At 64.3% G+C, this 14,920-nt stretch carries 11 protein-coding genes and 1 pseudogene; all 12 read left to right on the forward strand.

The features are described from left to right. Positions 1–99 precede the first annotated feature (99 nt). Positions 100–201: pseudogene (locus HYG77_RS40740) on the forward strand (hypothetical protein); the annotation flags it as partial. A gap of 67 nt (positions 202–268) precedes the next feature. Then, positions 269–916, forward strand: a complete 648-nt coding sequence (locus HYG77_RS39930; protein ID WP_244461412.1) for a hypothetical protein — start codon at positions 269–271, stop codon at positions 914–916. A 188-nt stretch (positions 917–1,104) separates the two neighbouring features. Beyond that, positions 1,105–2,802, forward strand: a complete 1,698-nt coding sequence (locus HYG77_RS25280; RefSeq protein ID WP_244373126.1) for an NAD(P)/FAD-dependent oxidoreductase — start codon at positions 1,105–1,107, stop codon at positions 2,800–2,802. 201 nt (positions 2,803–3,003) lie between these two features. Continuing rightward, entirely contained in the window at positions 3,004–3,945 is a 942-nt protein-coding gene (locus HYG77_RS25285) for an alpha/beta hydrolase (protein WP_109335699.1), read from the forward strand. 317 nt (positions 3,946–4,262) lie between these two features. Continuing rightward, positions 4,263–4,754: a VOC family protein gene (locus HYG77_RS25295; protein ID WP_208960998.1), complete on the forward strand. Its 492-nt coding sequence runs from the start codon at positions 4,263–4,265 to the stop codon at positions 4,752–4,754. 479 nt (positions 4,755–5,233) lie between these two features. Next, positions 5,234–6,694 carry an aldehyde dehydrogenase family protein gene (locus tag HYG77_RS25300; protein ID WP_204165049.1) on the forward strand — a complete coding sequence of 487 codons (1,461 nt, stop codon included), beginning with the start codon at positions 5,234–5,236 and terminating at the stop codon, positions 6,692–6,694. A gap of 44 nt (positions 6,695–6,738) precedes the next feature. Next, complete coding sequence (locus HYG77_RS25305; RefSeq protein ID WP_208960999.1) at positions 6,739–7,869, forward strand: NAD(P)-dependent alcohol dehydrogenase; 1,131 nt, start codon at positions 6,739–6,741, stop codon at positions 7,867–7,869. Continuing rightward, entirely contained in the window at positions 7,862–9,454 is a 1,593-nt protein-coding gene (locus tag HYG77_RS25310; protein ID WP_244373129.1) for an AMP-binding protein, read from the forward strand. Before HYG77_RS25305 ends, HYG77_RS25310 begins: the two co-directional genes overlap by 8 nt. Before the next feature lie 128 nt (positions 9,455–9,582). Further along, positions 9,583–9,999, forward strand: coding sequence for a PEP-utilizing enzyme (locus tag HYG77_RS25315; protein ID WP_109336102.1), 417 nt, complete (start codon positions 9,583–9,585; stop codon positions 9,997–9,999). Between the two features lie 41 nt (positions 10,000–10,040). Further along, on the forward strand, positions 10,041–11,477 hold the full coding sequence (locus tag HYG77_RS25320) for a hypothetical protein (RefSeq protein ID WP_208961000.1): 1,437 nt from the start codon (positions 10,041–10,043) through the stop codon (positions 11,475–11,477). Positions 11,478–11,558: 81 nt separating this feature from the next. Beyond that, a complete protein-coding gene (locus tag HYG77_RS25325) occupies positions 11,559–12,179 on the forward strand; it encodes a hypothetical protein (RefSeq protein WP_109335703.1) in 621 nt (206 codons plus the stop codon). A gap of 14 nt (positions 12,180–12,193) precedes the next feature. After that, a complete protein-coding gene (locus HYG77_RS25330) occupies positions 12,194–14,701 on the forward strand; it encodes a pyruvate, phosphate dikinase (protein WP_109336103.1) in 2,508 nt (835 codons plus the stop codon). The last annotated feature ends 219 nt before the right edge of the window (positions 14,702–14,920 follow it).

The raw sequence follows: 14,920 nt of genomic DNA on the forward strand, positions 1-14,920 counted from the left end.
TTCGTCTCCCGTGAGGGAGCAGACACCTTCACCACGGCATCGCACCAGAGGGCCGCGTAGGCCTGGAAGAACGGCCTCGTCGTCGACGAGGGCGTGCCGGTGTCGATTCCGCAGCACGGGCGATCCGATCGTCTTCGTTGCCGACGAGGGCATCCGCCCGGAACCACCGTCGAGTCGCTGGGTTCGCTGCGACCGTCGTTCTCGAAGGACGGCATCGTCACCGCCGGCTCCGCCTCACAGATCTCCGACGGTGCCGCTGGGTGTGGTGATGAGCAAGGTGAAGGCCGAGGGGCTTGGTCTGAGCTGGATCGCGGAGATCGGTCGCCACGGCGTCGTCGCGGGCCCCAATTCCACTCTGCAGACCCAGCCGGCTCGCACCATCGCGCAGGCCTGCGAGCGCGAGGGAATCGACCCGAAGGACCTCGAACTCGCGCACCTGGCCGCCTACGAGCAGATCTGCGAGACGATCCAGGGCGGCGCTTACCTACGCGGTGAGGGCCTGCACTCGTCGCTGATCAGCGAGTGGCGCGAGCAACGCGACGCCGGTCTCCTCGACGGCAAACCGGCCGACTCGGAGCTCCGGAAGCTGACCACCGAGCAAGCCGACATCGCCCGCCCTGCGCCCCTAACCCGACCGCACCAACAAGCGTCTCACGACCGCCGAGGTCGACCTCAGATCATGGGAAAAGCACACGCACGCACTATTCGGGGCATCGGGACGACGGGCCGAAATCCTTTGACCTACCCACCACTGTCTGATCAACAAACCTGCCGGCGACCAACCTTGGACCTGCGACGGATCAGGCCGCCGCGTAACACCCGCTGGACTCAATCACATTGCAAATTCCGGCGCAGGGGCGGTGCAACTACGGGAGATAACAAAACAATATTACCCACGGCTCCCCTCACGATGTGAGACTCAACACACACCAATCGGCATCCGGAACGTCCGGAGGCGACGAGGGAAACGAACTGCCGGAACCCAAAAAAATTCCTGCACAGCCGCTTTCACGAGATCGCACCCCATCACATCCTCCTCGAGGCGCCTCACCTCGCATCGCGCAAACGTTGGTATGCCACTAACAGTAGAAAGGCTCGCACTTCATGAACACGTCTACCACTTCCCTGTCGGTTGTCGAGACATCCTCGTCCGACGACGGTACGGCCCCTACCCACTACGACACGGTGGTGATCGGGGCGGGATTCGGCGGCCTACGGATGCTGCACGAGGCGCGCAAGTTAGGCCTGTCGGTCAAGGTGCTCGAGGCCGGCTCCGACGTCGGCGGGACCTGGTACTGGAACCGCTACCCCGGCGCACGTACCGATACCGAGGCCTGGGCCTACATCATGAGCTTCTCCGAGGAACTCAAGACCGACTGGGTGTGGTCGGAACGCTACCCCGCACAAGCTGAGGTGGAACGGTACCTGAAGTACGTGACCGAACGTTTCGACATGCGCCGCGACATTCAGTTCCACACTCGGGTCACTTCCGCGGTATACGACGAGGCAGCGAATCTGTGGACGATCATCACCGAAGCGGGCCAGTCGTTCACCTGCACCTACTTCGTCAGCGCCAGTGGTGTGCTCAGTGCCCCCCTGGACCCGCCGTTCCCTGGACTGGACTCTTTCACTGGTCAGTGGTACCAGACATCGCGTTGGCCGAAGGAGCCGGTGGACTTCACCGGCAAACGAGTCGCGGTGGTCGGGACCGGGGCGACCGCAGTCCAGGTGATCCCGGAGGTGGCGAGCACCGCAGCCCAACTCACGGTGTTTCAGCGCACCCCGAACTACGTCATCCCGGGCCGCAATCACGCGATCTCCGAGGGGCAGCAAGCTGAGGCCCAACGTGACCACAGCGAGATCGGCCGGAAGTGCCGTGAGCAGGTGTTCGCGTTTCCGATGAACGCTGCTGGGCGCACCATGGACGACGTCACTCCCGAACAGGCGCAGAAGATTCTCGAGGCCGGCTGGGAGATCGGCGGATTCCGATTCGTCTTCGAAACATTCGATGACCTTTTCATCAGCGAGGAATCCAACGAGACCGCCGCGGAATTCATCCGCAACAAGATTCGCACCATCGTTCAGGACCCTGAGACCGCTGAGCTGCTGTGCCCGTCCTACCCGCTGTTCTCCAAACGGCCGCCGCTGGGGCACTTCTTCTACGAAACCATGAACCGGGAGAACGTCAACCTCGTCGACGTCAGCGACAACCCCATCCAGGAGGTAACGCCACACGGAATGCGTACGGGCACCGATGAGTACGAGTTCGACGTCATCATCTTCGCGCTCGGTTTCGATGCCGGCACCGGCGCGCTGGCGAGTATCGATGTGCGCGGCACCGGCGGGCAGACGCTCACCGAGAAATGGGCGGACGGCCCGAGAACCTACTTGGGTATCGGTGTGGACGGGTTCCCGAACATGTTCATGATCTCCGGTCCGCAGTCGCCGATCGCGAACATCCCGGTGATCGTCGACAACACCGTCGGCTGGATCGGTCGGCTCATCACGCATATGCGCGACAACGGATACGACCGGATGGAGTCGACAGCCGAGGCCTGCGCTCAGTGGCAAGAGATGTGCAACGCGGTGCTGGATGCCACGGTCCTGGCCAACGAGGACGTGGGATCCTACTTCTTCGGCGCGAATGTTCCGGGCAAACCGCGCGCCTCCATATTCTTCTTCGGTGGCGCTCCCGGATACTTTCAGCAATGCCAGGAGGTCGCCGACAACGACTTCAAGGGCATCGATTTCAGCACGACTCCAAGCGTCGGCTCCGCGAACGAACAAGCGCAGATGGCCTGACGAAGGCAAGTAGCAGATTCGACGGCACGGCTCGACGAGGATCGCGTCGGCGAGCAGCATCGCTGCCGGGTCGCCACAGGAACTCGCCCCGCAGGGCTCAGGCTGAACCGGGCGGAGACGAGGACCGTGCCGAGAAGCTGACCTAAGCACGACACCCAAACCGGCCCACAACGGTGCCGGTCCGCAAGACACGGAGGAATCATGCCCCTTACAGCTCAGAACGCCGAGTTTCTGCAGTCGCTTGCCGACGCTGGAGCCCAGCCGTTCCACACGATGGAGCCGGTTCAGTGTCGGCAGGCCTTCGACGCACTGCTCCTGAGTATGCCGGCCACGACCGCTACCGTCGCAGATATCTCCGACTCCACAATTCCGGGGCCGGGCGGAGACCTTGCGGTTCGCGTCTACACCCCTGACGGTCCTGGCCCGTTCCCTGCGCTGCTTTACCTGCATGGTGGGGGCTGGGTGATCGGAAGTCTGGACGCCAACAACAACCTCTGCACCGAGCTCAGCGCCCGGGCAGAGGCAGTGGTGATCGCTGTCGATTACCGCAAAGCGCCTGAGGCAAAGTTTCCCGCCGGAAGTGACGACTGCATGGAGGCTCTTCGCTGGATCGCAGGCAACGCACAGCAGCTCAATATCGACCCCGCACGCATCGCCGTGGGCGGAGACAGTGCAGGCGCCAATCTTTCGGCGGTAACGGCGCAGCGGACGCGGGACGAGGGGGGGCCCCGGCTGTGCGGTCAACTCCTCTTCTACCCGATGGTCAGGCTCGCGGGCGGACCGACTGCCTCCATGTTGGCCAATGCTGAGGGGCCGCTGCTCTCGCGCACGGACATCGAATACTTCGTCAACCATTACGTCGGAAAGGGAGTCGAAGCACGGCATCCCTACTGCTCGCCGTTGTTGGCAGATTCATTCGCGGATCTGGCGCCCGCGCTCGTACAAACCGCTGAGTTCGACCCCCTGCTCGACGACGGTGAGGACTACGCCAGAGCCTTGAAGGATGCTGGCAATGACGTCGTCCTTACACGTTACGACGGTGCATTTCACGGGATGCTCTGTTTCCCGACAGCTCTGGACCAAAGTAAAGAAATGCTAGCTGAGGCAATCGACTGGCTCCGTAAACGCTTCGCAGACAACTGAACCACAAGCTAATCGAAAGAAGACATATTCAAATGCGTAGACTCGAAGGAAAAGTCGCGGTCGTCACCGGCAGCGCACGGGGTATCGGCGCGGGATGCGCGGAGCGCCTCGCGGCCGAGGTCTGATCGGCCACGGGCAGGTGTGGCTGGAGGTGAGGTCGAGCTCGAGATCGCACCCGACCAACGGCGCATCTACATGTCGCTGCAGGTCGTGACGCACAGGCGGACGCGACTATCGAGACCACCGCAGACTGGCTCGAGCCACCTAAACCGCCATTGCGGTTGAACGACCTACTCACCCATAAAAGGTAAGGAAGCATGATGAAATACCACCACATCGCGGTCTTTGTCAGTGACGCGGACGAGTCGCTCAAGCTCTACCGGGATGTACTCGGGTTCAAGGTTGTCGTCGATACGACTCTTCCGGACCACCCGGAGGGCCCGTTCTTCGACCAGCAAACCTTGGACGATATCTTCAAGGTTAAGGACGCGAAGTCGCGCATGGTGCTACTGACACCGCCCGAGGCGGACGGTACCTTCCTCGAGTTTCAGCAGCCGATCAATCCGCCGGTCGAGCGCAAGCCGAGGGAGACGCTCAGGTACGGCCACACCGGAATCTCCGAGCTGGGCTTCGAAGTCACCGACATCGACGACTGGTTCAAGAAGATCAAGAACGCAGGCTACGAGACGCAGACTGACTATGTGTGGGAGGCAGGAGGTATCGTACGCTCGTTCCTTTTCTATGACCCTGACGGCAACATGGTGCAGATCTGCGAGAACCTAGTCGACCTGAAGGAAGCCCTCGCCTAAAGGACATTCCGTGGCGCACACCGGTGTGGACTTGACTGAGGATGCGACACATCCGACCCCTTCTTCCCACGTATGCGGCGTACGACTCGCCCCATGCCGGGCTCAGTGGTCCTGCCCCTGTCGCCATGCACGTCCCACTCTGGCCCGGTCGTCGTGTCGACGACCGGGCGAGAAAGGTCATGGGGGACAGTATCTTTCGGGGCAGATTCGGTTCAGACCCCGAAAGAATTGAGCGATTTACCAGCCACGATGCTCCCGTTGCCGGCGAGCGGCTGTTCCCCGGGAGATAGAAGCATGCCAGGTTTTGCTCCCCAGGGGATGACGCTCTCATCACGTCCGGGCAGTAGAACTGTGATCACCCCCACTCGCTGACGAAGACACCGATCCCTAGTTCCGCTCGGAGACCGGTCTTGGGATGTACGCCCACCTCGTCCGATGCAGCCTCACACCCGGTGAAGCTGCGCACCCGAAGGAGATGAATGTTGTCTACCGAAGCACCTGTCCTCGCCCTCCCGACAGAATTCCCGATGACGATCGGCGGCCGGTCGGTGACCGTGCAGGACACGGCGCCGGTGTACAACCCGGCGACCACCGAGGTGATTGCCCACGTGCCCGTTGCGAGCTCTGACCAACTCGACGAGGCCGTCGCAGCCGCTCAGGCCGCGTTCCCCGAATGGTCGGCCACACCGCTCGCCGAACGCCAGGCCGTCGTCTCGGCGATCGGTGATCGGCTCGAAGCACACGCCGAAGAGTTCTTGGCACTGCTGACTGCCGAGCAGGGCAAGCCGCGTCCGATGGCCGAATGGGAGGTCTACGGTTCGATCGCATGGTTCCGCGAAATCGCGAAGCAGTCCTTGCCCGAGGAGGTCCTCGAGGACACCGCGGACCGTCTGGTGATCAGCCGGCACACGCCGCTCGGGGTAGTTGGTGCCATCGTGCCGTGGAACTTCCCGATCCTGCTGGCGGTTTGGAAGATCGCCCCCGCCCTGGTGGCCGGGAACACCATCATCGTCAAGCCGTCCCCCTTCACCCCCCTGTGTGACCTCAAGCTCGTCGAGCTGGTGCAGGATCTGCTTCCCGCAGGTGTGCTGAGTGCGGTCAGCGGTGACGACGAACTCGGCAAGTGGATCACGGCGCACCCGGGCATCGCGAAGATCGCGTTCACCGGCAGCACCGAAACGGGCAAGCATGTAATGCGTTCCGCTGCCGGCACTCTCAAACGAGTCACTCTCGAGCTCGGCGGTAACGATCCGGCGATCGTCCTCCCGGACGTCGACCCGGCGAAGGTCGCCCCCCAAATTTTCTGGGCGGCGTTCCAGAACAATGCCCAGTTCTGCAACGCTGCCAAGCGCATCTACATCCATGACGATGTCTACGAGGCCGTGCGTGATGAGCTGGTCGCGTACGCGCGAACCGTGGTCGTGGGCGACGGCGCCGACGCAGAGACCCAGTTGGGTCCGATTCAGAACCTGCCCCAGCTGCAGAAGGTGCAGGAGTACTTCGACGACTGCACCGCCAACGGTTACACCTTCGCCCTCGGCGGACAGATCGACTCGGACGCCGACGGCTGGTTCGTCCCGGTCACCCTCGTCGACAACCCGCCGGAGGACTCCCGCCTGGTCGTCGAGGAACCCTTCGGTCCGATCCTTCCGCTGCTGCGCTGGAGGGAAGAAAGCGATGTCATCGCCCGGGCCAACAACACCGTCTGGGGCCTGGGTGCCACCGTCTGGGGTGAGGATCTCGAGGCGATCGATCGGATCGGCCGCCAGCTCGAGGCCGGCACCGTGTGGCTCAACGAAGTCCACCAGTACTCCCCGCATCAGGTCTTCGGCGGACACAAGCAGTCCGGCATCGGCGCCGAGAACTCCCTGCACGGACTCGCCGAATACACCAACCACCAGACCATCACTCTGAACAAGGTCCCCGGCGCGGTCTCGTAAGACCATCCGCGCCCTGACCGTCTTTCGAACAGGAAAGTGCAACTATGAAGACCACAGCAGCCGTCCTGCGCTCGGCGCAGGAGCCGTTGTCGCTCGAGGAGCTCGATATCGGCGAGTTGCGCCCACGCGAGGTCTTGGTGCGGATCGTCGGCTCCGGTATCTGCCACACCGACCTCGGGGTGATCGCGACCGCGGAGGCCGACGCGGCCCCGATTGTGCTCGGTCACGAGGGATCCGGAGTCGTCACCGCGGTCGGTTCAGCGGTCGACAGCGTCGAGCCCGGCGACCACGTGGTGCTCTCGTACAACTTCTGCGCCGAGTGCGGCAACTGCGCACGTTCACTTCCGATGCACTGCCGGGACTTCGTCCCACTGAACCTGGTCGGTGCACGCCTGGACGGCTCGAGTGTCCTCAGTTCCGGAGGTGAGCAGGTACGCGGACACTTCTTCGGACAGTCCGCGTGGGCGACCTACGCCGTGGCCAACGAGCAGAACTGCGTCCGCGTCGCCCGCAATCTGCCGCTCGAGTTGCTCGCCCCCCTCGGGTGCGGCATCCAGACGGGCGCCGGGGCGGTGCTCAATACTCTTCACCCGGAGGAGGGGTCGTCGATCGCGATCTTCGGGACCGGATCGGTGGGGCTCGCCGCCCTGCTGGGCGCGGTGGTCGCCGGCTGCGGCACCATCATCGCCGTCGACATCCAGCCCACCCGCCTGGCGAAGGCCACCGAGCTCGGTGCCACCCACACCATCAACTCCGCCGAGGAGGACGTGGTCGACCGGATCCGCGAGATCACCGGCGGTGTCGGAGCGCAGTATTCGGTCGACTGCATCGGCCTGGCGAACGTCGTTCGCAGCGCACTGGAATGTCTGCAGTCGCCGGGGGTCTGTGCCACCGTCGGATTCCAGGGCATCCCGAACGAGATTTCCTTCGACCAGGGGCACCTGCTGTTCGGGCGCAGTCTGATCGGCGTCATCGAGGGCGATGCCATCCCGCAGGAGTTCGTCACCCGCATGATCGACCTCTATCAGGCCGGCAAGTTCCCCTTCACCGAGCTGATCGACACCTTCGAGTTCGATCAGATCAACGAGGCGATCGACGCCGTCCACCACGGGAAGGTCACCAAAGCGGTCCTGACTTTCGGCGACCGCGGCGTCCACGGAGATTCCGGTGAGTAGGCGCAGCGCAGCGTCCCAGCCCTCGGTGGGGCCGGGCGAGATCCTGCCCTACGCCGCCGCACGGCATCCGGACAAGATCGCCCTCGTCGTCGGACACACCAGACTGACCTACCGCGACCTCGACAGAATGTCGGATGCCGTCGCCGTAGCCCTTCGTACCCGGGCGATCGGCGCCGGCGGGGTGTGCTCCCTGTATGGGCAGAACAGCTGGGAGTGGATTGTCGCCTACCACGGCATCCTGAAAGCAGGAGCTGTCGTCAACCCGGTCAATGTCATGCTCACCGGCCCCGAGCTGGCCTTCGTCCTCACCGACTGCGGGTCCGGCGCCCTGTTCACCGGCGGCGCCCAGGCCGCCACCGTCGAGAGCATCCTTGCCGAGGTTCCCTCGCTGGAGACGGTGTGCCAATTCGGTGACCTGGATGACTCGGCTTCCGTGACCGGCGCGATTTCCTTCGCCGATTTGCTCGCCGCCGCGGTGAGCGAGCCGCTGGACTCCCGCCCGCGACCACAGCCCGAGGACCTGTGCAGCATCGGCTACACCTCGGGCACGACGGGGCACCCGAAGGGGGCCATGCAGTCCCAACAATCCGTGCTCCTCAACTGCGCCCTGACCGCCACCATGCACGGCCGCACCACCGACGACATTGTGGTCACCGCCCTGCCGGGCGCACACGTCTACGGCAACGTCGCCATCAACAGCACGTTCCTGGCCGGAGGCACGGTGATCCTGATGGAACGGTTCACCCCGGGTGAGGCGCTGCGCCTGATCGAAGGCGAACACGCGACTCTGTTCGAGGGGGTGCCCGCGATGTACTCGATGATGCTTGCGGACCCAGGCTTCGACACCGCAGATCTGTCCACCTTGCGAGCCGCCACCATCGGCGGCCAGACGTTCGCTCCGGAACTGCTCGCGCGGTGGCAGAAGCGGGCACCCGTCCCAGTCCTCGAGCTGTGGGGGATGACCGAGCTGTCCGGACTCGGCACGACCCACGCGGTCCACGCACCCCCGGTGCCCGGTTCGATCGGAGTGGCGCTCCCCGGCCTCGAGGTCAGGATCGGCCCGATCGACGGCACGAGCGGCGAGGTTCCCATCGGTGAGCATGGTGAGCTACTCGTTCGCGGCCCGCTGGTGACGCTCGGCTACTACGGTCGCCCGGACGCCACTGCGGAGGCGATCACCGACGACGGGTGGCTGCACACCGGCGACGTCGCCTACGTCGACCACACCGGGCATTTCTTCATCGTGGACCGGCTCAAGGACATGATCGTCACCGCCGGATACAACGTGTACCCGGCGGAGATCGAACGCGTCATCGGCGCCCACCCGGACGTCGCGCTGGTCGCTGTCGGAGGCCGGCCCGACCCGGTCAAGGGCGAGGTCGCCGTCGCGTATGTCGTCCCTGCACCGCAGGCGCAGCTCCAGCCGGAAGACATCATCGAGCATTGCCGCGGTCAGCTGGCCGCCTACAAACGACCACGCGAGGTCGTCTTCGTCGATGCCCTGCCGACAACCTCGTCGGGCAAGCTCATGCGCCGCAAGCTTGGGGAACTCGACGGTGACCGAGGCATTGTCCGCGCGAGATAACGGGCACACACAAAGCTATCCACAGCCCCCATACGGCGGTCCCATCATGACGGGCATTGTGATTAACGCAACACAGCAAGTTCGACGTGATCGAGGCCACGAAACTCGATTTGATCAAAGGAGTACCAATGCAGGTTGTAGCCGAAGGGTTCAATGCCTTCGAGACGCAGAAGAGCCCGAAGGGTGAGGTTAAGTTCCTGGGCTCGCCCAAGGACGTGATCGAGGTCGTGCGGTCCGGGAAGTTGCAGGACTACATCCTGCTCGTTCGCGGTGGCACGACGACCTTCCTGACCCCGGCATTGAGCATGGGTGCTTCCGGCGTCATCACGATGTCGGGTGCGCCCGAGTCCCACCTCGGCATCCTTTCGCGTGAGTTCCAGATCCCCTGTGTGATGACCGCGTACCTGACCTCGAGCGAGTCCCGCTACGCCGTGGGCAACACCGACGACGCGCACTTCGAGGAGATCGCCGACACGCTGGTCGGCAAGACCGTCCAGTTGCACTGCGATGACGCCGAGGTCGGTCGCGTCAGCATCGTCAGCTGATCGTTTCCGACCACACCATGGGCAGAGAGGAACAACCCACCATGAGTCTCGAAATGACACCCGGTCTCCGCTCGACGTACAAGCAGCGCTACGAGCCGAACGACGACGGTCTGCGCTTTCAGGATCTGGTCTTCGAGGGCAACTTCGTCGGCCAGGAGCCGCTGCGCGACGGCATCCTCGGCGACAAGGTGCAGAAGCAGCGCGCCAAGAGCAAGGTTCTCGAGAAGGTCAGCAAGGAAGACGTCCTGGTCGACCAATTCACCCTGGACGAGCTCAACGACCTCAACAACTACCTGGCCTGGAACATCTGGGACGTGCTGGTCATGCGTGCCACCGAGGGCGTCTCGGGCATGATCCCGCGCCAGGAATACGAGATCCTCGCGTTCATGCACCAGTTCTACCGGTGGCCGGAAATTCTGCGCATGACCACCGACGAGGTCGGCGCCCAGGGCATCCTGGACATCGGGGCCTCGGCGCGGCGGGAAATCGGCACCAAGGTCAACGCGGTGCACGACTGGTCGATCGGCGCCGTCGGCTTCGGCATGGGCCGCTGCGGTCTCCTTGCACTCGAGGCGATCGGACCCAATGACTACATCGAGGAGAGCAACGAGCTCCTCAAGTTCATGCAGCGGATCGAGTACGGCAAGCGCCAGGACGGGTACATCCTCAACTCGCAGGACCGCTACCGCTGCCAGATCCACGAGCCGGACTTCCTCGCGGGCATCATCAACCAGCTCGAAACGCTCGAGCCGGGAAGCCCCAAGCACGACTCCTTCACCCGCTTCAACGCGGCCGCCGAACTGCTGGCGTTCCTCGACCACATGGACTGCCGGCTCGGTCTGGGCGATACCGGACCGTACGAACTGGACAACGGCAACATCCTCATTCTCCGGGATCTGTTCGTCAACGAGCCGATCTTCCACTGGTCCGATGTGTGTGACGACGCCGGCCTGCCGCACGCTTACACCATCGCGATCGAGATCGACCCGGAGATTCTGGGGCTGCAGGAAATTCGCGTCAACGACATTTCCACCACCTTCACCCGGCCGAAGAACTACATCCCCGCCATTGTCGGTGGCGCCGTCTTCGCCCGCGAGCAGTGGGACACGCCGATGAAGGATGTGCGGTCCATCGCGATCGACGACCTGGGCGGGGAGCTGCCCAAGATCCAGGACGCCACGCTCAAGATGTACGGGAAGGTCTCTCGGATGTGCCGCCGGGACCTGATCTGGGCCGGTCAGTACGTCTACTACGTCGACATGATCCTGCCGTACCTGCGGAAGGCCGGAACGTACGAGAAGGCGTGCGACGAATACCAGCTGTGGGAAGTCGACCAGCGTGTGTCGAACTATTACTACGACATCAGCAAGCGCGGATTTGCGCAGGAAGTCGTTCCGCAGAAGATTTTCTCCGGTCAGGGCTACCTGCCCTTCGGAGAGGGCGCGGATCTGCGCCGGTCGAAGTATCGCTGGCTGTAGAACCCGTTCACCAGACCCGGGGGCGGCGGGACCGGTAGGGACCTGCCACCGGCCGCCCCCGTTCGATCGTTGGGACACAACATGACTCAAACCCTGCTCGACAAACGTCTCTACGACGTTCTCAATGCCGTGGCGCTCAAGAAAATGGCGTCCGCGGCCGCTGTTGCGGAGATCGTCGACCTCAGCCTCGATGAGGTGCGAGGGATCTTCACCGAGCTCGAAGACGGTGATCTGGTCGCGCTCATGGGTGAGACGGCCCTGCCCACCGACGCGTCCGGCCCGGTGCTGGTCGATTCTGCGGCCGCGATTTACGGACCCCTGCGCGAGGATCCCTCGGTGCTGCAAGTGGCCGACAAGTTCGAGGAGGTCAATTCCCGCTTCCTGCGGACCATGTCCTCCTGGCAGCAGATCGAGGTGGGCGGGCGCAAACTCGCCAACGATCACACCGATTCGGCGTACGACGCGAAAGTAATTACCACCATCGAGCGCCTGGTGTCCCGGCTCGAGGGGTTGCTCGAGGCCCTCGCCGAAAAGGATGCGCGCTTCCGCACGTATGTCGGTCGCTTCGAGCGTTCCCTGGGCAAGGTCGACGCCGGAGACATCGCGTTTGTCTCCGACCCCACCAAGGACTCGGTGCATAACGTGTGGTTCGAATTCCACGAGGATTTGCTGCGCACCCTCGGTCGCGCACGTAAGGAGTGAACAAGGTGAGCTCTGTGACTGTTACGACTGGACTGACCCGCGCGTTCAGTGAACCAGGTGAAATTGACCGGAATATTCTCGGCGGCAAGGGATACGGCCTGGTCGAAATGACCCAGGAAGGGTTGAACGTGCCCGGCGGGTACGTCATCTCCACGTCGGCCTGTCACGACTACCTCGAGCACGGTTCCATGACGGCGAACCTGATCGAGGAAATACACGGCCGCCTGAGCGAGCTCGAACAGGCGACAGGCAAGACCTTCGGCGGCGGCCCCGTCCCGCTGCTGCTGTCCGTGCGCTCGGGTGCACCGGTGTCCATGCCGGGGATGATGGATACCGTCCTCAACCTGGGGCTCGGCCGCGATGCGGCGATCGCGCTGGCCGATGTCACCGGCGACACTCGATTCATGGCGGACGTGCTGTTCCGGTTCCACGGGATGTACGCCGAAACCGTGATGGGGGCGCTCGAGACGCCCGACCGCGACGATCTCGCCGCGCTGATCGACGACGTCGATGCCGACAGTCAGCCCGGACCGGTCTACGACCGGGTGTGGGAGCACTGCCAGAACCTGGTTCGCGACGAACTCGACGAGGAAGTTCCCAGCGACCCCCGAGCCCAGCTCGTCGGCGCGGTGGAGGCCGTATTCCGGTCCTGGAACACTCGCCGCGCCGTGAAATACCGGGAAGTGCACAAGATCCCGAACGACCTCGGAACCGCGGTCGTCGTGCAGTCCATGGTCTTCGGCAACCTCGACCAGGACTCCGGCTCCGGTGTGGTGTTCACCCGCAACCCCGTCACGGGCGAGCCGGGACTGTTCGGTGAGTTCCTGGCTGCCAGCCAGGGAGAGGACGTTGTCGCCGGCATCCGCACCCCGGACCCGGTGACCGCGCTGCGCGACCGGCTTCCGCACGTGTACACCGAACTGGAAACCACCTGCGCCGAACTCGAACGCCGCCGCGGTGACGTCCTCGACATCGAATTCACCGTCGAGCGCGGCATTTTGTACATGCTCCAGGTCCGCAGCGCCAAACGTACCGCCCAGGCCGCGATCCGGATAGCGGCGGACCTGCTCGCCGAGCAGGTCGTCACCACCTCCGGTGCGCTGTCGGCCCTGACCCTCGATCAGATCCGCCAGGTTCAGCGCCCCGGCTTCGACCCCGATGCCTACGCCCGCGCCCGCGAGGACGGACGGCTCCTGGCCACCGGCGTCGGAGCTGCTCCCGGGCACGTGGTCGGCGAGCTCTACTTCGACTCCGACGCCGCGCAGCAGGCGGTCAAGGAAGGCAAGACGGTCATCCTGGCGCGTCCGGTGACCAGCCCGACGGATCTGCACGGCATGATCGCCGCAGCCGGCATCCTCACCGCCACTGGTGGTTCGACCAGTCACGCCGCCGTGGTGGCCCGTGCGCTGGGGACCACGTGCGTCGTCGGATGCGGGGCGTTGGATATCGATCCCACAGCGGGCACCATGCGGGTGGCGGGCCAGACCCTGACCATCGGCGACGTCGTCTCCCTCGATGGATCGTCGGGTGAGGTGATCGCCGGGGAGATCGCGCTCAGTGAGCCGGCGGCGGAAGACGACCGCCTCTCCGGGCTGCTCGAACTCGCGCGCAAACGTGCCGGCGCACAAGTGTTCGCCCGGGCGACGACCCCCGATCAGGCGCGTCAGGCGCTCACACGCGGGGCGACGGGACTGGTGGCGGGAATCGACGATGTCCTGGCCACCACCGGACACCTCGACTCGATCATCACCACGCTGCGCGAGGGCGAGATCAGCGATGCCAGCGCCGCCCTCGAGGCGGCCGTGGCCACCGAGTTCTCGAAGCTGTTCGCCGGTGCGAGCGTGTCCGAGTTCGGGGTGCGGGCGATCGACTTCCACGCCGACGAATCCAGCGAGCTGCTACGCACTGCCGAGTTGTTCATCGCGCATCCGGAACTGGCGTTGCCGCTCGGATCCGAGGAGATCTTGTCCGCACAGTTGCGGGGTATCGCCACGGCGTTGCGCAGTGCGGACTCCGAGCTGCGCGTGCACTTCACGGTCCGCAAGATCGCCGACGGCGCTGAGATCGCCGCGCTGGTCGCGCTGCGGGACAGTCTGGCCGATTCCGGCCGGGTGGAGATCGGCGGCTATCTCACCAGCCCGCGCGGTATCGCCTCCATCGACGTCATCGCCGAGCGCAGTGACATCGTGTGGATCGAACTGCGGGTGCTCCAAGCGGCAGTGGCCGGCATCTCGCCGCGGCATCTGCTGACCAGTGAGCCGCTCGATTCGTATCTGCGGCGGGGTCTGATCACGGTTGATCCTCGCATCGAGATCGACGATCAGGTCGGAGCGCTGGTGGACACCGTAGCGGCGGTCCTTGCTCAGGATCCCACACTGCGGGTGGGGATCCGGTTGAGCGGACCGGTCTCGGCGGAACTGGTGCAGTCCCTGCAGGAGCGCGGGTTCACCCGCTTCGGCGTCGACGGTGACGAGGTGCGGCCGTCGATCCTGGCTCTGGGGCAGCGAGACCGCCGGAACTAGCCTCGGCGTCCGAGGGTGGTACACGGTGACCCGTTGCAGGTCATCGTGTGCGACCCTCGAGCAATTGCGCGCGCAGGACCACCCGGGACCGGGACGGTGGGGAGTTGTGGAGCGTCTCGGTGCGCTGCCCGTCGTGCTCCTGCCGTTCAGAACAAGAACCGGGCCACAGATCGAATTGGCGACGGGTGGTGTGTGGTGAATACCCGGACCGGGGGACCA

This window comes from Rhodococcus sp. ZPP (genome assembly GCF_017656075.1).
Classification (GTDB): Bacteria; Actinomycetota; Actinomycetes; order Mycobacteriales; family Mycobacteriaceae; genus Rhodococcus_F; species Rhodococcus_F oxybenzonivorans.

Bases quoted from the DNA above. Each gene is read 5' to 3' on its own strand.
- HYG77_RS25325 (WP_109335703.1), top strand. From the start codon at position 11,559: ATGACTCAAACCCTGCTCGACAAACGTCTCTACGACGTTCTCAATGCC.
- HYG77_RS25300 (WP_204165049.1), top strand. From the start codon at position 5,234: ATGTTGTCTACCGAAGCACCTGTCCTCGCCCTCCCGACAGAATTCCCG.
- HYG77_RS25285 (WP_109335699.1), top strand. From the start codon at position 3,004: ATGCCCCTTACAGCTCAGAACGCCGAGTTTCTGCAGTCGCTTGCCGAC.
- HYG77_RS39930 (WP_244461412.1), top strand. From the start codon at position 269: ATGAGCAAGGTGAAGGCCGAGGGGCTTGGTCTGAGCTGGATCGCGGAG.
- HYG77_RS25315 (WP_109336102.1), top strand. From the start codon at position 9,583: ATGCAGGTTGTAGCCGAAGGGTTCAATGCCTTCGAGACGCAGAAGAGC.
- HYG77_RS25320 (WP_208961000.1), top strand. From the start codon at position 10,041: ATGAGTCTCGAAATGACACCCGGTCTCCGCTCGACGTACAAGCAGCGC.
- HYG77_RS25280 (WP_244373126.1), top strand. From the start codon at position 1,105: ATGAACACGTCTACCACTTCCCTGTCGGTTGTCGAGACATCCTCGTCC.
- HYG77_RS25305 (WP_208960999.1), top strand. From the start codon at position 6,739: ATGAAGACCACAGCAGCCGTCCTGCGCTCGGCGCAGGAGCCGTTGTCG.
- HYG77_RS25295 (WP_208960998.1), top strand. From the start codon at position 4,263: ATGATGAAATACCACCACATCGCGGTCTTTGTCAGTGACGCGGACGAG.